We start from the raw sequence: 17,745 nt of genomic DNA, 5'->3' as shown, positions 1-17,745 counted from the left end.
TCTCCAGATTTTAAAGATAAAGCCGGTGTTCGCGGATATAGCCCAATACCGCCTCGGGCAACCAGTCACCCAGCGGCTCGCCTGCCTGCAGACGGCGACGCACTTCCGTGGCCGACTGCGGCCACGGCCGCAGCGCTATACGAGCAAAACCGCCGCTGGACTGTGCCGTTATCTTCTGGGCGTCAACCCGGCGCGGTTCAGTATAGGCAATCACTTCCGCGGCGGGCTGACACGCAACTCCGTCCCGCTCCATGACAACCACATTCGCAAATTCAAACAGGGATTTCCAGCGCGCCCAGTGCTGCAGGGTGTTGAAGGCATCGCCACCCATAACAAACGTCAGACTGACATCCCGGCCCAACACTTCGCGCAGCTCCGCCAGCGTATCTGCCGTGTAGGACGGACCTTCGCGACGCAGCTCGCGATCGTCCACTCCGACACCGGCAATACCGGCAGTCGCCAGGCGCGCCATGGCCAGACGGTGGCTGGCGGAGGAGTCGGGCGAGTTGCGGTGAGCCGGCAGATGGCAGGGGACCAGATCGAGCCGGGAAAACCCCAAACGCTGCCGCAACTCCACGGCACACTCCACATGCCCGCGATGAATCGGGTCGAAGGTGCCGCCGAGGATCGCGTGCGCCATTACTGCCGGATGTGTCCGTCGCCCAGCACAATGTACTTCTGCGAGGTGAGGCCTTCCAGCCCCACTGGACCGCGGGCGTGGATTTTGTCGGTAGAGATGCCAATTTCCGCACCGAGCCCGTATTCAAAGCCGTCGGCGAAGCGCGTGGAGGCGTTTACCATCACCGAGCTGGAATCCACTTCACGCAGGAAGCGTCGGGACTTGCTGTAATTCTCGGTGACAATGGCGTCGGTGTGCTGAGAGCTCCACTGATTGATATGGGCAATCGCCTCGTCCAGTCCCCCGACCACTTTCACCGAAAGAATCGGCGCCAGATATTCTGTCGCCCAGTCGCTGTCGTCGGCTGCCAGCATGTCAGCCACAATCGCGCGGCTCTGCTCACAGCCGCGCAGCTCCACGCCTTTTGCCTGCAGCTGCTGCGCAATACCCGGCAACAGTTCCTGCGCACGGCTAGCCGCAATCAACAGGGTTTCCATGGTATTGCAGGTGCCGTAGCGGTGGGTTTTGGCGTTAACAGCAATAGCCAGCGCCTTGTCCGCAGCGGCCTCGTCGTCGATATAGACGTGGCAGATGCCATCGAGGTGCTTGATAACGGTCACCGTCGCATCTCGCGAGATGCGCTCGATCAGCCCCTTGCCGCCACGCGGCACCACCACATCCACATAGTCGGGCATAGTGATCAGGGCGCCCACCGCAGCGCGGTCGGTGGTCGCCACCACCTGCACGGCCGTTTCCGGCAGACCAACAGAGGCCAGACCACTGCGAATGCAATCGGCGATAGCCTGGTTGGAATGGATGGCTTCAGAACCGCCGCGCAGAATCGCAGCGTTGCCCGATTTAAGGCAGAGGCTGGCCGCCTCGGCGGTCACATTGGGGCGCGACTCGTAGATGATGCCGATAACGCCCAGCGGCACGCGCATTTTGCCCACCTGAATACCACTGGGGCGATAGTTCAGGTCGCTGATCTCTCCGACCGGATCAGGCAGCGCCGCTACCTGTTGCAGGCCTTCGATCATGCCGTCGATTCGCGCCGGGGTCAGCTCGAGGCGATCCAGCAGGGCTGCATCGAGGCCATTGTCGCGGCCAGCCGCCAGATCCCTAGCATTGGCCTCGGCAATAGCTGCCCGTGCGGCATCAATCGCCTTGGCAATCGCCTGCAGCGCCGCATTTTTTTCGCCCGTGCCCAGTGCCGCCATAATGCGCGAGGCTTCTCGCGCCTGACGGCCCATGGTGATCATGGTGTCCTGAATAGTCATGTGTTCCCGCATGCCAAAAAATCAAGCCCGGCATTATAGCGGGAACCATGCCTCCGCGTCAGTGGGGGATTTCAGCCCAAGGAGGCCTGACCGCCGTCCAGCGCGATGGTCTGGCCATTTACATAGCGACTGTCTTCACTGCACAGGCTGGCGACAAAGTTGCCGATATCCAGCTCGCAGTCACCAATACGCTTCATGGGGATGCTGGCGACAAACTCGGCGGCTTCTTCGGGGCGGTTCTCAGTCCACCACTGGAGCGCCGGTGACAGAGCGTGGGGCAGAATCACGTTGGTGCGAATACCGTCTTCGGCCCACTCGCAGGCAGCCCCGCGACTGAGGGAACGAATGGCCTCTTTAACCGCCGCGTAAGCGCCGTAACCCTTCATATCCCAGCGCTTGGCCGCAGTAGAGGCCAGATTGACGATGCAGCCATCGCCTTTCAGATGCGGGTGACACAGCTTCATCATGCGCAGGGTTGCCAGCGGCCCGGACTGCCAGCCCGCCTCGAAGGCTTCTTCGGTGACAGAGTGCAGATCGCCCAGCGGCACTTCCTGGGCGTTGTTGACGAGGATATTCAAGCCCCCAAAGTGGCTGACCACCTGCTCGACGCAGGCGGTCATTGAATCGAGGTTTTTGACATTGCACTCGATCGGCAGAGCCACACCACCGCGCTTTTCAATTTCGGCGCAGGTGGTTTCGAGCTTGGACAGAGTGCGACCGGTCACCGCAACGCTTGCACCGTTGGCGGCCAGCGCAAAGGCGATACCCTGACCAACACCCTGACCGGCGCCGGTAACCAATGCGATTTTGCCTGACAATCTGCTCGACATGACGTAACTCCCAAATTAGTGAAGCCGGGATCATAACCGCCACAGCGCGTCAGACCAGTAGCAAAAGCCGCCGAAGTTGTAGACTTCTGCTACCGGTTTAACACAGTCAACCACCAGGCTCTCGGCCAGGCACACAACTCAGGTAAGCGCACCCGCCTCGCGCAGGCGCGCCAGATCGTCCTGAGTGTATCCGGCTGCCAGCAAGACGGCATCGGTATCACCTCCGGTCGGGGTGGGAAGACGTGGTGTGGCCGGCGCCGTACGGCTGAACTTGGGCGCGGGCGCAGGCTGAACCACCCCGCCAAGCTCGACAAAGGATTGCCGCGCCTGATTCTGCGGGTGCGATGGCGCCTCACTCATGGATAGCACTGGCGCAAAGCAAACATCGCTGCCTTCCATAATCTCGCACCACTCATCGCGGGTTTTGGTTTTGATGACAGAGGCCAGCTTTTCTTTCAGCTGCGGCCACTGGGCTTTGTCCATCTGCGGCGCAAACTCCTCCTTGTCGAGCCCAGCCAGCTCGATCAGCAAGGCGTAGAACTGCGGCTCAATGGAGCCGATAGAGACATATTTGCCATCGCTGGTTTCGTAGGTGTCGTAGAAATGGGCCGCTCCGTCGAGCATATTGCGCTCGCGCTCATCTTCCCAAACGCCCATGGCCTTGAAGGAATACATCATATGCATCAGGGCCGCCGAGCCTTCCACCATCGACACATCCACTACCTGCCCTTTGCCGGAACGCCCCGACTCCCAGATGGCGCTCATTACGCCGAAGGCCAGAAACATGCCGCCACCGCCGAAGTCGCCCACCAGATTCAGCGGCGGCACTGGCTTCTCGCCGGCGCGGCCAATCGCGTGCAAAGCGCCCGACAAGGAGATGTAATTCATATCGTGGCCGGCAACATGGGCCAGCGGGCCGGTCTGCCCCCAGCCGGTCATGCGGCCATAAACCAATTTGGGGTTTCTAGCCCAGCAATCGTCCGGGCCAATACCAAGGCGCTCGGCAACGCCGGGACGAAAACCTTCGATTAAAGCGTCAGCGCTTTCGCAAAGCCTCAGTAGGGCTTCGACACCCTCCGGCGACTTCAGGTTCAGGGCAATACTGCGTTTGCTCCGCTCACTGATCTGAGTACTGCGATCAGCATCGCTGGACTGGCGGGAAATGGAAATCACTTCCGCCCCCATATCGGCAAACATCATGCCGCAGAAGGGGGCTGGCCCCAGCCCCTCGATTTCAATAATACGCATGCCTGTCAGTGGGCCCATGATTGCTCCTCTCGTTTTAATTACATGGTGTAGAGTCTAATAGGGTTATTGTCCCGCGTAGGAAAGCATCCTGCCATGGCGGAAGTCACCAAACGGTAGACGATTTGTGACAGGCCGCGCCACGCACAAAGCATCTGCAAAACCGGCGCTGGCGGCCCTGCCGTGATTCTCGTAGCATGGCCACCGAATTATTCTGCATACCATCGGTGAAACTGCTATGAGCCACGCTGTACCCGCCAAATCGGCCCGCCCCGAAACCGCCTTCAACCAGCTGCGGTCAGGCATCATTGCCACAGCCGATGGCGACTACCGCGCCACCATCGAAGCATCCTGGCTGCAGGGGCGCACAGCCTTTGGCGGTCTGAGTACCGCGCTGGTGTTCGAAGCCATGCGCCAGCAGGTTGACGCCGAGCGCCAGCTGCGCACCCTCGCCGTCAGTTTTGTGGGACCGGCCCCGGCTGGCGAACATCGTATCAGCACCCGAGTATTGCGCGAAGGCGGCTCGGTAACCCATATGCAGGGCGAGCTGCTGTGCAATGGGGAGGTGGCCGTCTCAGTCAATGCCGCCTTTGGCAAGGCCCGCCAATCAAGCATTCAGGTGGCTGCACCTGCCTTGCCGGAACTGCAAGCCCCCGAAGCGTGCGCGAAATTCCCCTACATCGAAGGCATCACACCCGAATTCACCCGCCATTTCGACATGTATCTCGAGCACGGCAGCATGCCCTTCAGCCGCGCAGACAGTGCCGATTTTGGTATGTGGCTGCGCTTTCGCGAAGCCCAGCCACTCACCCTGAGTCATCTGCTGGCGCTGGGCGATGTACCTCCCATGCCGGGCCTGAACATGATCAAGCTGCCGGGCGTTGGCAGCTCCTTGAGCTGGTATGTAGAATTGCCGGCCACGCTTCCCGAAGTCAGTGCCGACAGTTTTGTTTACTACGACTATCGCTGCCAGGCGGCTGGCGACGGTTACTTTAACAATGTCGCTACCCTGTGGACTCAGAACGGCGAGCCGCTGATGTTTGGGCGGCAGGTCGCGACGGTTTTTGAACGTTAGGCCATGCTATCGAGCGGGTTGAATATCAACTGACAATGACGGGCGACCTCAGATCTCGCCCATGCACATATACTTGAGAGACATGTACTCATCGATGCCGTAGTGGGAGCCTTCGCGACCAAATCCGGACTGCTTCACCCCACCAAAGGGCGCCACTTCGTTGGAGATGATGCCGGTGTTGATACCCACCATGCCGTATTCCAGCGCTTCAGCAACGCGCCACACCCTTGAGATATCGCGGCTGTAAAAATAGCTGGCCAGACCAAACTCGGTATCGTTGGCCATCCGGATCACTGCCTCATCACTGCTGAAACGAAACAGCGGCGCCACTGGTCCAAAAGTTTCTTCGCTGGCAATCAGCATGTCCTGCGTCACATCGGCCAACACCGTTGGCTCAAAAAAGTTTTCTCCCAGCGCCAGTCGATTACCACCGCACACGGTGCGCGCACCTTTAGCCAGAGCGTCGTTGATATGCTCTTCGACCTTGGCCACCGCCCCGCCGTCGATCATCGGCCCCTGAGTTACGCCTTCATCAAAACCGTTGCCCACTTTTAGCTGACCTACTGCTGCCGCAAGCTTTTCCGCAAAGGCATCGTAGACCTTGTCGTGCACGTAGAGCCGATTGGTGCAGACACAGGTCTGACCAGCATTGCGGTATTTGGACGCCACCGCGCCCGCCACCGCCGCGTCCAAATCGGCATCGTCAAAAACGATAAAGGGCGCATTGCCACCCAGCTCCATGGACAGTTTTTTCAGGGTGGGCGAGCACTGTTCCATCAACACACGGCCCACTTCGGTGGAACCGGTGAAGGACAGTTTTCGGATAATCGGGCTCGATGTCAGCTCGGCGCCCAGCTCGCGGGATTTGCCGGTAATCACATTGAAGACACCGGCCGGAATGCCCGCTTCATCGGCCAAGACCGCCAGGGCCAGCGCGGTCAGCGGCGTGGCATCTGCAGGGCGCACAATCATCGAACACCCAGCCGCCAGCGCAGGTGCCGCCTTGCGGGTAATCATCGCAGCGGGGAAATTCCAAGGAGTAATCGCCGCGCACACACCAATGGGTTCTTTCACCACCACCAGACGCTTGTCACTGGAAGGGCTGGGAATCACGTCACCGTAGGTACGCTTACCCTCTTCCGAAAACCATTCGATAAACGAAGCCGCGTAGCCCACTTCACCCTTGGCCTCGGCCAGGGGCTTGCCCTGTTCGGCGGTCATGATCTTGGCGATGTCATCGGCATGGGCCGTAATCAGGTCGAACCATTTGCGCAGCAGGCCGCAGCGCTCTTTGGCAGTGAGTTTTTTCCAGGCCGCGAAGGCCGTATTGGCCTGCTCAATCACCGCCCGAGTTTGCGCCCCGCTCAGCTTCGGCACACTGCCGACCAGCTCACCCGTGGCAGGGTTGAAAACCTCTGTGGCATCGCCAGTTTCACCATCAATCCATTGGCCGTTGGCGTAGGCCTGGTTTCTCAGCAGGTCGGGTTTTGAGAGGGATAGCATGGGAGTTCTCCAAAAAATGCCTGTACGCAGGCTGACAGCTCAACGAGAGAATTTCAGTTAAATTATTCCCTCACCCTAGCCCTCTCCCAGAGGGAGAGGGAACTGGATAGCCAGTTCGGCAGACGCTCAAGTGAATTAATTCCCAAGAAAGATTCAGCGCCCCCTCTCCCTGTGGGAGAGGGTTGGGGTGAGGGAGATCAGGCGATCAGCGACTTGAGTTCGACCGATTCATCCGACAGCGTGGCAGCGTCGGCTTTGACGCGACCCGCAACCAGCTTCTTGGCAACCATAAAATCTTTCGGGCGATTGACCGTATCCGCCGAAATAATCACGCCACCACAGAGATAAAAGGCCGAGAAGTTGTTCTCTTCCATGGAACCGCGAATCACCACCTCTTCGTAGCCCTGATTAATTCCGACCATCTGCAGCTTCAGGTCGTACTGATCAGACCAGAACCAGGGCGCCCCGTTGTGCACCGCTTCTTTGCCGCAGATCGTTGCCGCAATAACGCGCGCACCTTCAGAGGCATTGGGAACCGATTCCAGACGCATGCGTCGCAGCAAAAAGCCGTGGTCGTGATTGGCGCAGTCGCCGGCAGCAAAAATATCCGGATCACTGGAGCGACACTGCTGGTCCACCAGAATACCATTATCCACTTCAAGGCCTGCTGCTTCCGCCAACTCGGTATTCGGGATCAGGCCGATACCCACGATAATCACATCGGCATCGAGCTTGGTGCCATCGGCCAGCACGACCTTCTCGACCAGCTCGTCACCTTCCAGCGCATCGACACCGGCACCGAGTTTGATATCAACGCCTTTGGCAGAGTGCACGCCGTAGTAATATTCGGACAGCGCAGGGCCAGTCACCCGCGCCAGCAGGCGCGGCATCGCTTCAACCAGCGTAACCTTGAGTTCTTTCTTGATACCGACCGCAGCCGCTTCCAGACCAATATAGCCGCCACCAATAATCAGCAGGCGTTTACCTGGCAGGAACTGGGCCTTGAGCTTTTCAATATCAGCGATGGTACGCACGTAATGTACGTTGGGCTTTTCCGCGCCCGGCAGTGGCAGGCGTCGGGCGTGCCCGCCAGTGCATAACGCAAGCTTGGTATAGTCGAGTACCTCACCATTGGCGAGGGTGACGTTTTTTGCCGCCCGATCAATGCGCTCTACCCGTACGCCGGTAATCACTTCCACATTCTGTTTTTCGTAAGTGGAGGCAGGCTTGATATAGAGCTGCTCTTCGGTCATGTCACCGGAGAGGTAGGCCTTTGACAGCGGCGGGCGACGATAGGGCAATGCGGGCTCTTCGCCAACCATCACTATGCGCCCCTCAAAGCCTTGCTGACGCAGGGCTGCTGTCAGATCACAACCGGCCTGACCTGCACCGATAATAACAACGGTCTCACTCAAAACTGGCTCTCCGGGAGATGAATCACCAACCCTTCCAGTTCATCGCTCATCGTAATCTGACAACTTAGACGGCTATTCGGCTTCGGATCGACTACGCCATCGAGCATATCGAGCTCTATTTCATCGGGTTCACCCGTCTTGGCGGCCCAAGCGTCATCCACAATGCAGTGGCAGGTAGCGCAGGCGCAACCGCCACCGCAATCGCCCAGAATCCCGGAAATGCCGTTATCGATAGCGGCTTGCATCAGGTTGTCACCGTTTGGGACGTCGACAACGGTTTCTTCACCATCAAAGCTGACGTAAGTTACTTGACCCATGTGTCTCTACTCCACACCGCGCCATCCCTGATGGCTGCTGTTTTATCAGTTCGCGTTATGCCGCCACAGACGGGCGGCAGCAAGCGCGAAATAGTAGCAAGTTCGCCTGTAATGTCTACTTAACGACCGGTAACACTTAAAAACCAGCCCGGCAATAGCGCTAAACCCTGCCGACAACCGGCAGCAGCGCGCCGGTGACAGCCTCAGCCTGCGGACTGAGCAAAAACAGGATGACATCGGCCAGAGCCGCGGGCGTTACCCAGGTCGAAAAATCCGCATCGGGCATAGCATCACGATTGGGCTTGGTATCGATAATGCTGGGCTGAACCGCATTTACCGTGATATTGCGAGATTTAAGCTCTTCCGCCAGCGCTTCAGTCAAGCGGGAAACACCGGACTTCGATGCAGCGTAGGCTCCCAGCCCCATATCCGCTTTCACCGAGCCCGCTGCACTGATATTCACGATGCGACCGCCATCAGCAGGAATGTGGGGCAGCGCTGCCTTGCTGGCATTAACTGCGGTGCGCACATTCAATTTGTAAAGGTGGTCCCAGGTATCGATCGAACCCTCTTCAAGGGTTTCCCAAGCAAAGCCACCGGCCACATTCACCAGTGCATCGATACGTCCGGCTTTGGCAGCAATGTCGGCAAAAGCCTTGTTAGTGGCATCAGCATCACCGAGATCCAGTGCGGGCGTGGATTGGACCCCTGCTTCCGGCTGACCATCAACAACGTCGACGGCATAAACTTTGGCGCCCGCTTTGGCGGCTGCGCTGGACACTGCACGACCCAGCGACCCAAGACCGCCGGTTACGATCACAACTTTATCCTGCAAACTCATAAAAAATACACTCCTTCACCAACATAAAACGGGCTCTGAACGGATCTCTGTGATGATGTAACGTTCACCGCAGACGCCAAACGGACGCGATTCAAACAAATCAACGACCTAAAAACGCATCCACCGCCACATACCGCCCTCTATTCATCAAGCTTTCTCAGAATACGCAGGAAAGCTAACCACCTCAATCACCCAAAATCGTTACAATAGCGATCTCTAGTTAGCGCTAACCTTTTGATGATTTCACTTCTCTATTTATCTTTTCTTTCTATCTTTCCGGTATTCGCCTGGATATTCCTTGGCGCAATTCTTGTACGCTGCCTGCCGCGCCTGCACAACGTTTACCGTTTCGGCGAAAAGTTCGTTTTCTATATCGGGATTCCGGGCATCCTGTTTATCACCGCATCCAAAATCGAACCTTCAGAAGCGTTGACCGCAACCTATTCCATCGCCGGCATCGTCGCCACCCTATCCGCATTATTGTTTAGCTGGGGCTTCGCGCGCTGGCGAAACTACGACATCGAGCAAACCGGCATCATCACGCAAGCCGGGTATCGCGCCAATCTTGGCATTATTGGCCTTGCTCTCTGCGCCAGCACATTTGGTGAAAAGGGGCTTGCCTTGGCGGCACTACCGGTCGCTGTCTGGACACTCCTGTTCAACGTGCTGGCCGTTGCCGTCTTGAACGCAGCCTACGGAGTGCCTTTTGCGCTGCGCCCCTTGATCAGAAATTTAATCCGCAATCCACTTATTATCGGGATAACCCTGGGGTTTGTGGCGGCATTAAGCAGTGTAGAACTGCCCGCCAATTTCTACCGCGCAGGGTCGGCGTTCACCGCTCTGGTGATCCCCCTATCGCTTATTTTCTTGGGCGGCGCGATTGATCTAAAACCTTCACGGCGTTCCCAGCAAGCTCTCGTACTTGCCACGACGATTCGACTACTGTTCGCACCCGCGCTGGCACTGCTAATCTTTCTATTGATGGGTGTGCGCGAAGTAGAGCTTGGGGTCAGTTTCCTGCTACTTAGCGGGCCTGTTGCAGCTGCGTCTCATATTATGGTGGCAGCGAGAGGAGGCGATGCAAAGCTCGCAGCCAATATTGTGGTTTTGTCGACGGCTCTGGCGCCTTTTACCATAACAGCCGGCTTGTTTTTGCTTCGCTATTTCGCCTTTATCTAGACGATAGCTAAGGTGGGGCTTGCCCCTACCCTGATCAGGAGTCTGCAAAAACTCGCATGACACTGGCCATCAATTGCTTTTGCTCGGCCAAATTCTCCGCGTCCAACACACTCCCCATCTTCGCCTGATCGAGAATTTTCTGCGACAGAAAATAGCCGGTCACCGCGTTGAACATCATGATCATCTTCAGCGTAATGCGTTTGTGATCCGACGCCGGGTCAACACTGAGCGCCTCCCACAAGCTCTCGCCCTGGGCGAACAAACGCTGCAGCCAGTCCTCCATCGCTACCTGCCCTGCATCACCGGACTTACCCGATAAGGCCTGGTGAAACAGGCCCGGCATGGCCGGATGCTCACTGAGCAGATCAGTGATCTTGCCCGGCAAATCCTGCAGTTCGTGCTTGCTCAGACCACTGTTCAGGGTTTCCAAAATGACGTCAGCCAGCGGCTGCAAGGCGCGGGTCAGCACATCGCGATAAAGCGCTTCCTTATTTCTGAAATGGTTGTAGAGTCCCGGCTCCTTGATACCAACCCGCTCGGCCACATCCCGCAAACTGGTGTTGTCGTAGCCACTCTCGCCAAAGAGCTCCTCCGCGGCATCGAGAATGCGCTGACGGGTTCGCTCCCCCTTGGTCATTTTGCTCGTCACAACGATTCCCCGCATTCAGTATTTGCGCATTTTATTATCAAGTGATAGTTTTTAGCAATTCAGGAGAAAAGCCATGACGATCGATCTCAAAGAACTGGTCAACGACGACGCATCGCTGATCAGTCGCCGGGCCTGGAGTGACCAGGCCGTGTACGAGCGGGAGAAGCGCGCAATCTTTGCCAAAAGCTGGCTGTTTCTGGGGCACGAATCTCAGATCAAAGCACCCGGCGACTTCGTTCAGGCCTATATGTGCGAAACCCCCATCATTCTCGCCCGCGGCGATGACGGTGGCATTCACGCCTCGGTCAATAGCTGTTCCCATCGGGGCCTGCCGGTATGTCGCAGTGACCACGGCAATACCAAACGCTTTGTCTGCCCTTATCACAACTGGTCTTACAAGGTAGACGGTGAACTGGCGGCCATCCCGCAGGAGCGGCAGGTAAAGTGCAAACCCAACAAGGCTGAGCTGGGGCTTAAGAAAGTGCCCCGCGTCGAATCCTGGCGCGGCCTGATATTTGGCTCATTCAATGACAGCATCGAACCGCTGGAAGACTTTCTCGGCGATATGACATTCTATCTGGGCGCCTGGATTGACCGTTTTCCCGGCGGCATTGAATTTGTCGGCTCACCCCACCGCTGGGTAATCGATTGCAACTGGAAATTGCCGGTAGAAAATCAGCTGGGGGATGTGTACCACGGCCCCTACCTGCACGGCTCACTGATCTCCCCGGACTCGGAGGCGGGCAAGGAAATTGACAGCTACGCCTATAACGTTATCCCGACGCCGGGGCACGGCGCCTCATTTCGCCTGATGCCGGAAGACAGCCCGATAGACCAGGTGGCCTGGGGCTTTGAAAGCACCGTCGGCCAGCTCGGTAGCGATGAACTGAAAGACTATCTGCGCAGCGTTCAAACAAGTGCCGAAGAGTATGTCGGCCCGATACGGGCCCGAATGAAGGGCCTCGCCTACGGGGTGTACCCCAACCTGTCTTTCCTGTGGTCTAACGCGGGCTTCAAGGTTTCCCACCCGCGCGGCCCCAACAAGGTGGAGTACTGGTCCTGGTCGGTGGTGCCTGCCGATGCGCCGGAACACCTGAAGAAGCAACTGCGCAACAACCACGCTTCGTTCTTTGGTCCCGGCGGCGTACTGGAGCAGGAAGACGCCGAAGCCTGGATGCAGCAGAACCTGGGCGCCAATATCGATTTCGCCGACGACCGCAAATTCTTCTATGGCCTTGGTCTTGGTGAGGAAAGTACCCACCCGGACCTGCCCGGCACAGTAACTACCGGCGCCAATGAATACTATGCCCGCGCCTTCTTTAGCCGCTGGCGCGAGGACTTGCTGGCTGCGGAGGCCGAGGCATGAGCTCATTAGAACTTCAGCATCGCGTTGAACAATTCTATTACCGGGAAGCGCGCTTGCTCGACAACCGGGAATACCAGCAGTGGTTTGCACTGATTCATCCGGAGATCAGTTACAGCATGCCGGGGCGCTCCAACCCTATGGTCGACAACCGCGAGCGCGGTCAGGAAAGCATGATCAGCGTGGAGCGCGAACTGGAGGGCGTGGAATCCGATGGCTTGCCCTACCGCGATGAAAACTACGCCGTGCTCTGGGTGCGAGTCGATCGCAGTTACAAAATGAATTCCTGGGCAGAAAACCCGCCGGCGCGCACCCGTCGGATCATCGGTAACGTGGAGATTCTGGACGCCAGTGACGAATCGCTGTCTGTGCTCAGCAACTTCCATCTGTTTTACGCGCGGCCCGGCCTGAAAGATTTCTTTTACGCGGGGCAGCGGCGCGATACGCTCGTTGCGAACGGTGATAGCTTTCAGATAAAGCGAAGGGAAATTGTGATGGATATATCGACGGTTAATGTGCCGACGCTGGGGATATTTTTATAAGCGTTACTGTCCTCGCCAGTTCCCCCTCACCCCAGCCCTCTCCCAAAGGGAGAGGGGGCGCACGGAGCTGGGCTGAAAGTCCCCTCTCCCTCTGGGACAAACCCGCAGGGTTTGGGCGCCGGAACCCGTGACGGCGGGGCGGAGCCCCGAGCGCAGCGAGTCAATGGGTTAGGGTGAGGGCGCTTCTCTCGCAATATGCTCCGCCGCCACAAAACCAAAGGTCATTGCCGGCCCGAGTGTTGCCCCCGCGCCGGGGTAATAACGGCCGGTCACAGACGCAGCGGTATTACCAATGGCGTACAAGCCTTCAATTACCTCGCCCTCCTTGTTGAGCACCTGCGCCGAGGCATTGGTCAGCAGGCCGCCCTTGGTACCGATATCACCGGGGTAGACTTCCATGGCATAAAAGGGCCCTTCTTTTATGGGCGCCAGACAGGGGTTGGGCGAGATGCGCACATCGCCATAGAGCAAATCGTAGGCGTTTTCACCGCGATTGAAATCTTCATCTTTACCCTGCGCCGCAAACTGATTGAAACGCTCAACCGTCTCACTCAGGCCGCGTTTATCAACACCCAGCGAGTCGGCCAGAGCATCGATGCTGTCAGCTTTAGTCAGAAGCTGCTTGAAGCGCGGCGGCTGCAACCAGTTCAGATGCATGCCATCCGGCAACAGCGGCCCGAAGGGATACTCGCGCTTATAGCGGCTGTCAAAGATCACATAGGCAGGGGTATTGCCCTGCTTCTGCATCGCCTGTACGGCGGTGGTATAGGCAACCGATTCATTAAAGAAACGCTTGCCGGCCTTGTTGACCATGATGCAGCCCGGCATCGAACGCTCGGTAAAGAGTTGCCGCGAACGGTCTTCTCCCGGCAGGGTAATACTTGGCCCCCACCAGGCCTCGTCCATCAGATGGGTGGCAGCGCCCACTTCCAGTCCCGCCAGCAGCATATCACCCGTGTTAGTCGGGCTCGCAGACGACCAGTCAGCGCGCGTCGGCTGCGGCAGGTATTGCTCGCGAAGCTCTTGGCTGTGTTCAAAGCCGCCACTGCCAAGCACGACGGCTTTGGCGCGAACGTCGACAGTTTCGCCCTCACGTTCAATCACTGCACCGCAGACCCGGCCATCTTCAACCAGCAGCTTTCGGGCCGGACTGTTGAGCCACAATGGCACCTGTTGATCGAGCAGCGAGCGGCGCAAGCGGCCGATCAAGGCATTGCCCATGGTCAGGCGACGTGACTTGCGCGATTTCAGGCGACCGGGAATATCGCTGAAATATTCCCAGGCCAGCTTCAAGACCAGCTTGAACCAGCCCGGCGATTTACTCAGCAGTATTGCGCCTTCGATATTGGTGTAGCCCATCATGCCCATGACCTTGGTCTGCACATGATTGTCCTGCAGGTTGAGAAAATCGTCGCCCAGTTGCTGGGCTTGATAAGGGAAGGGATCTATCGATCGGCCACCGGGCGCGGCGCCATCCAACTCCTGATAGTAGTCGGCATAGTGCTCCATCGCCATGTAACGCACTTCGCTGTGCTGCTCCAGCCACGTGAGCATGCGTGGCCCGTGGTCGACAAAGGCTTCAAGATTTTCCGGTGCAACATCGTCCCCGCACAATTGTTTAAGGTAGGTCAGGGCTTTTTCACGGGAATCCTCAATACCTACTGACGGCATCAGGTGATTGCAGGGGATCCACAAACCGCCACCGGACGTGGCAGAGGTGCCACCGTATTTCGCGGCTTTCTCTACCATCAATACATCGAGCCCGGCGTGAGCTGCACGCAGCGCCGCCGTCATGGCGCCGGCACCGGAGCCCACCACCAGAAGATCAACCGAATGCTGCAATTGCGCCATGCTTACCTCTATTCTTCTTGTATCAAGTCAGCAGCTCACGGCATCTGCTCAGGCTATCTGACTGCTTTGCAGCTACATGCTACCCAATAACATTTTTATTGCAATGTTTTTGTGGTGCAGCCAAAGCGCTGCAAACAGCCGCAGCACGCGATCCGTGTTTTAACGATTGATCAGGAGATAAGCGAGGAAGAAAAAGAGGAGGAAAAAGAAAGGATGGCAGCGGCCAGCAAAGGCCGCTGCCTACAGTACTTACTGTACGCCGCGCTTGGCGTCGCCCCAGTACTTGGCTTTGAGGGCTTTTTTGTCGGGCTTGCCGACCGGCGTCATGGGCAGACTGTCCACAAAATCAACCGACTTGGGCGCCTGCACAGAACCTTTCTTCTGCTTGACGTGCTCCGACAGGGCCGCTGCCAGTTCGTCATTGGCTTCAACACCCGGCTTGACCACTACCACCGCCTTCACAGACTCGCCCCAGCGCTCATCGGGCACGCCGACAACGGCAACCTGAGCCACAGCCTCGTGTCCGGACAGGGCGTCTTCCACTTCTTTCGGGAAGACATTGAAGCCGCCGGTCACGATCATGTCTTTCTTGCGATCGACAATGTAGAGGAAACCCTCGTCATCGAAGCGACCAATGTCACCGGTGTGCAGCCAGTTGCCAGCAAAGGCTTCTGCGGTCTGCTCCGGCAGGTCCTTATAGCCCTTCATCACCAGCGGGCCGCGCACACAGATCTCGCCCGGCTCACCCTGAGCCACTGGCTGATTGTTATCATCCAGCAGGGCCACATGCACCCAAGGCGCCGGACGGCCACAGGAGGCCAGACGCTCGGGTTTGCTGAGGTCGTGCTCTTTCTTCGACAGATTGGTGATCACCATCGGCGCTTCAGACTGACCAAAGAACTGATAGAAAATCTGACCCCACTTTTCGATGCCTTCTTTCAGGCGTGCCGGGCTCATCGGCGAGGCACCGTAGAAGATGGTCCCCATACTGGACATATCGGCCGTCGCCGCGCGCGGCGAATCCAGCAGAATGTAGAGCATGACCGGCACCAGCATGGTGGCGGTGATCTTGTATTTCTCAACCCAGTCGAAAAACAGATCCGGGGTAAAGCCGGGCATGACATAAAACGCGCCGCCTTTTTGCAGTACGGGCACAAAGAAAGCCGACGCAGCGTGGGACAGCGGAGTCGCCATCAGCATGCGCAGCTCGTCGGGAAATTCCCATTCAGCGGCCTGGATCATGGCCATGGCGGCCGAGCCCCGATGAGCAGACATAACGCCCTTCGGTTTGCCGGTGGTGCCACCTGTGTAGTTGACGGAACCCAGATCATCCGGGGTGATGTCCGCTTTGACCAGTGGTTTGGGCTCAAACTGATTCGCGAGCGCCATGTAGTCTTCGCCGATATCGTTCGGGCCAAAAGCAATGAAGTGCTTGATGCCGGGTACACGCTCTTTCAATGCCGCTGCGACTTCCCCGAATAGGGTTTCATCGTAGATCAGCACATCGATTTCGGCATTTTCCAACACGTAGACATGGTCATCCATAGAACCCATGGGATGCAGCGGCGTGCCAATAAAACCCGAGATAGACATGGCAGCCGTATTGGCCAGCACTTCGGGGCGGTTGCCAGACAAAATAGCCGCGCGCGTTCCTTTACCCAGCCCCAGCGAGGCCAGCGCCTGCATCATGCGGCTGACCAGGGCACGCATATCAGCGTAGGTCAGAATTTGATCTTCACCCATAAACAGACAGGGGCGATCGTTGTAGCGATTCAAGCCCTCGATCAGCAGGTCGGGCATGGTGATGCCTTGGGTCAGGACTGATTCATTGACAGTATCAGACATAGCAGCTCTCTTTAGTCTTAGTTATCGATGGGTTATAGCAAAAGCGGGATTCTACCGCCTTGGTCAAGCCCCTGTATGTTACCGATGGATTACCCCGGCCAATAGCTTGGTAGAAGTCCGGCGCTTAGCTCAGAAACTCGTCTGCCTTTAGGTCGACACAGTGTTGCAGGTGGCGCTGAATCATGGCCAGAAACATGGTGTCGCCGCGCTCATCAGGCGAGGAGAAGCTGGCACCGAGGATGGTGATCATCAGCCCGTGCATGCTCTGTTCCCGGTATTGCGCCCAGCACTCGTCAAAACCGAGGTTGACCCCCAGCGCTGCCAACTGTTCGCTGTACTCGCGCACCAGCGATTCTTCCCACTGGCGGCGGTCATCGGTGTCCACGCTGCCGCCGAGGAAGTAGGCCGCATCGGCCAGCGCACTGGTTTCCATGGTGGTTTGCCAGTCTACCGTACAGGCCTCATTGCCGTTAAACAGAATATTCTCGCTGCGAAAATCGCCGTGGGCGAGGGTTTTTGCCCCCTGAAATCGGGTGGCGAAATGCAGGTGCCGGCCGATATAGCGCTCGGCAAAGGCGAGGCACTCGTCATTGATGCCGTGGCCAAAACGCTCCTGAAAGGTGGGCCAGGCCTGAGTCAGGAAGTCCTGGGCCAAGGCACCGCCGTCGGTCCGAGCCTGACTCATCACGTGGTCGTAGTCACCGAGCGTGTCATCCCCGTAAAACGCCGCCGCCAGCTTGGCCGCCTCGCGCAGCGCGACCCGGCTTTGCTCCAACGTTGCGCCGATCAGCTGGCTGCCCGGCTCGGCGGGGGCCATATCTTCCATCACCGTGATAAAAGACTGCCGGTCTTCACTGATCTCGTTGGCGTAAATGGTCGGGGTGCGCATGGCGGTGCGATTTGCCAGATGGCGATAGAACATCACCTCGTTGTAGTAAGCGCCCTGAGCTCCAGCCAATGCGCGGGCGGTTTCATCTTCCGCCGGGAACTTGATGATCACCGATTTCGGGGCACCCTCTGTCGCGCCTTCGTAAGTCAGCTTAAAACGGGCGTTATCTCCCATTTTGCCAGTACCGATAATGGCGTAGTCCGCGCTGACAACGCTGCCCGCCGGCAAGTGACCGGAGGACTGCAGCGCCTCGGTCAACCAGTCTGGCGTGATATTGTCTGGGTGGGTAATGATGTCCAACATGG

General features: G+C 57.9%; 16 protein-coding genes. 4 read left to right on the top strand and 12 right to left on the bottom strand.

Annotation, left to right across the window (positions count from 1 at the left end):
- Positions 1-10: 10 nt before the first annotated feature.
- From nadD to ABY734_RS10310, 4 genes are all read right to left on the bottom strand, one after another.
- Entirely contained in the window at positions 11-640 is a 630-nt protein-coding gene (gene nadD / locus ABY734_RS10325; protein ID WP_372778995.1) for a nicotinate-nucleotide adenylyltransferase, read from the bottom strand.
- Positions 640-1,896, bottom strand: a complete 1,257-nt coding sequence (locus ABY734_RS10320; protein ID WP_372778994.1) for a glutamate-5-semialdehyde dehydrogenase — start codon at positions 1,894-1,896, stop codon at positions 640-642. Before ABY734_RS10320 ends, nadD begins: the two co-directional genes overlap by 1 nt.
- A 71-nt stretch (positions 1,897-1,967) precedes the next feature.
- Positions 1,968-2,726 carry an SDR family NAD(P)-dependent oxidoreductase gene (locus ABY734_RS10315; protein WP_372778993.1) on the bottom strand — a complete coding sequence of 253 codons (759 nt, stop codon included), beginning with the start codon at positions 2,724-2,726 and terminating at the stop codon, positions 1,968-1,970.
- Between the two features lie 138 nt (positions 2,727-2,864).
- Positions 2,865-3,992 (bottom strand): CaiB/BaiF CoA transferase family protein, encoded by a 1,128-nt coding sequence (locus ABY734_RS10310; protein WP_372778992.1) that lies wholly within the window; start codon positions 3,990-3,992, stop codon positions 2,865-2,867.
- A 217-nt stretch (positions 3,993-4,209) separates the two neighbouring features.
- Between ABY734_RS10310 and ABY734_RS10305 the strand changes: the two genes are divergently transcribed.
- Positions 4,210-5,046: an acyl-CoA thioesterase gene (locus ABY734_RS10305; protein WP_372778990.1), complete on the top strand. Its 837-nt coding sequence runs from the start codon at positions 4,210-4,212 to the stop codon at positions 5,044-5,046.
- A 48-nt stretch (positions 5,047-5,094) separates the two neighbouring features.
- Here the strand turns inward: ABY734_RS10305 and ABY734_RS10300 are convergent, their stop codons facing one another.
- The 4 genes from ABY734_RS10300 to ABY734_RS10285 form a co-directional block, all read right to left on the bottom strand.
- On the bottom strand, positions 5,095-6,549 hold the full coding sequence (locus ABY734_RS10300; protein WP_372778988.1) for an NAD-dependent succinate-semialdehyde dehydrogenase: 1,455 nt from the start codon (positions 6,547-6,549) through the stop codon (positions 5,095-5,097).
- Between the two features lie 197 nt (positions 6,550-6,746).
- Positions 6,747-7,964 (bottom strand): NAD(P)/FAD-dependent oxidoreductase, encoded by a 1,218-nt coding sequence (locus ABY734_RS10295; RefSeq protein ID WP_372778986.1) that lies wholly within the window; start codon positions 7,962-7,964, stop codon positions 6,747-6,749.
- Entirely contained in the window at positions 7,961-8,281 is a 321-nt protein-coding gene (locus ABY734_RS10290; RefSeq protein ID WP_372778984.1) for a 2Fe-2S iron-sulfur cluster-binding protein, read from the bottom strand. Before ABY734_RS10290 ends, ABY734_RS10295 begins: the two co-directional genes overlap by 4 nt.
- A 160-nt stretch (positions 8,282-8,441) precedes the next feature.
- Entirely contained in the window at positions 8,442-9,122 is a 681-nt protein-coding gene (locus ABY734_RS10285) for an SDR family NAD(P)-dependent oxidoreductase (RefSeq protein WP_372778982.1), read from the bottom strand.
- A gap of 237 nt (positions 9,123-9,359) precedes the next feature.
- Here ABY734_RS10285 and ABY734_RS10280 point away from each other — a divergent pair, with 237 nt between their 5' ends.
- Positions 9,360-10,301 (top strand): AEC family transporter, encoded by a 942-nt coding sequence (locus tag ABY734_RS10280; RefSeq protein ID WP_372778980.1) that lies wholly within the window; start codon positions 9,360-9,362, stop codon positions 10,299-10,301.
- A gap of 34 nt (positions 10,302-10,335) precedes the next feature.
- On the opposite strand, the gene ABY734_RS10275 is transcribed toward ABY734_RS10280, so the two are convergent.
- Complete coding sequence (locus ABY734_RS10275; RefSeq protein ID WP_372778978.1) at positions 10,336-10,950, bottom strand: TetR/AcrR family transcriptional regulator; 615 nt, start codon at positions 10,948-10,950, stop codon at positions 10,336-10,338.
- A gap of 73 nt (positions 10,951-11,023) precedes the next feature.
- Between ABY734_RS10275 and ABY734_RS10270 the strand changes: the two genes are divergently transcribed.
- Positions 11,024-12,316, top strand: a complete 1,293-nt coding sequence (locus tag ABY734_RS10270) for a Rieske 2Fe-2S domain-containing protein (RefSeq protein ID WP_372778976.1) — start codon at positions 11,024-11,026, stop codon at positions 12,314-12,316.
- Positions 12,313-12,855 carry an aromatic-ring-hydroxylating dioxygenase subunit beta gene (locus ABY734_RS10265; RefSeq protein WP_372778974.1) on the top strand — a complete coding sequence of 181 codons (543 nt, stop codon included), beginning with the start codon at positions 12,313-12,315 and terminating at the stop codon, positions 12,853-12,855. Before ABY734_RS10270 ends, ABY734_RS10265 begins: the two co-directional genes overlap by 4 nt.
- Before the next feature lie 168 nt (positions 12,856-13,023).
- Here ABY734_RS10265 and ABY734_RS10260 read toward each other — a convergent pair whose 3' ends face one another.
- From ABY734_RS10260 to ABY734_RS10250, 3 genes are all read right to left on the bottom strand, one after another.
- A complete protein-coding gene (locus tag ABY734_RS10260; RefSeq protein ID WP_372778972.1) occupies positions 13,024-14,706 on the bottom strand; it encodes an FAD-binding protein in 1,683 nt (560 codons plus the stop codon).
- A 249-nt stretch (positions 14,707-14,955) separates the two neighbouring features.
- Positions 14,956-16,551, bottom strand: a complete 1,596-nt coding sequence (locus tag ABY734_RS10255) for an AMP-binding protein (protein ID WP_372778970.1) — start codon at positions 16,549-16,551, stop codon at positions 14,956-14,958.
- 124 nt (positions 16,552-16,675) lie between these two features.
- Positions 16,676-17,743: a phosphotransferase gene (locus ABY734_RS10250; RefSeq protein WP_372778968.1), complete on the bottom strand. Its 1,068-nt coding sequence runs from the start codon at positions 17,741-17,743 to the stop codon at positions 16,676-16,678.
- Positions 17,744-17,745 lie beyond the last annotated feature (2 nt).

Source organism: Litorivivens sp. (genome assembly GCF_041624475.1).
GTDB lineage: Bacteria > Pseudomonadota > Gammaproteobacteria > Pseudomonadales > Spongiibacteraceae > Litorivivens.
The sequence above is the reverse complement of the archived record's forward strand: the minus strand, read 5'-3'. Positions and strand labels throughout refer to the sequence as shown.

Excerpts from the sequence above, each read along its gene's own strand:
- ABY734_RS10280 (WP_372778980.1), top strand. The coding sequence starts at position 9,360 with ATGATTTCACTTCTCTATTTATCTTTTCTTTCTATCTTTCCGGTATTC.
- ABY734_RS10315 (WP_372778993.1), bottom strand. The coding sequence starts at position 2,726 with ATGTCGAGCAGATTGTCAGGCAAAATCGCATTGGTTACCGGCGCCGGT.
- ABY734_RS10300 (WP_372778988.1), bottom strand. The coding sequence starts at position 6,549 with ATGCTATCCCTCTCAAAACCCGACCTGCTGAGAAACCAGGCCTACGCC.
- ABY734_RS10320 (WP_372778994.1), bottom strand. The coding sequence starts at position 1,896 with ATGACTATTCAGGACACCATGATCACCATGGGCCGTCAGGCGCGAGAA.
- ABY734_RS10255 (WP_372778970.1), bottom strand. The coding sequence starts at position 16,551 with ATGTCTGATACTGTCAATGAATCAGTCCTGACCCAAGGCATCACCATG.
- ABY734_RS10305 (WP_372778990.1), top strand. The coding sequence starts at position 4,210 with ATGAGCCACGCTGTACCCGCCAAATCGGCCCGCCCCGAAACCGCCTTC.
- ABY734_RS10290 (WP_372778984.1), bottom strand. The coding sequence starts at position 8,281 with ATGGGTCAAGTAACTTACGTCAGCTTTGATGGTGAAGAAACCGTTGTC.
- ABY734_RS10265 (WP_372778974.1), top strand. The coding sequence starts at position 12,313 with ATGAGCTCATTAGAACTTCAGCATCGCGTTGAACAATTCTATTACCGG.
- ABY734_RS10285 (WP_372778982.1), bottom strand. The coding sequence starts at position 9,122 with ATGAGTTTGCAGGATAAAGTTGTGATCGTAACCGGCGGTCTTGGGTCG.
- ABY734_RS10260 (WP_372778972.1), bottom strand. The coding sequence starts at position 14,706 with ATGGCGCAATTGCAGCATTCGGTTGATCTTCTGGTGGTGGGCTCCGGT.
- nadD (WP_372778995.1), bottom strand. The coding sequence starts at position 640 with ATGGCGCACGCGATCCTCGGCGGCACCTTCGACCCGATTCATCGCGGG.
- ABY734_RS10270 (WP_372778976.1), top strand. The coding sequence starts at position 11,024 with ATGACGATCGATCTCAAAGAACTGGTCAACGACGACGCATCGCTGATC.
- ABY734_RS10310 (WP_372778992.1), bottom strand. The coding sequence starts at position 3,992 with ATGGGCCCACTGACAGGCATGCGTATTATTGAAATCGAGGGGCTGGGG.
- ABY734_RS10250 (WP_372778968.1), bottom strand. The coding sequence starts at position 17,743 with ATGTTGGACATCATTACCCACCCAGACAATATCACGCCAGACTGGTTG.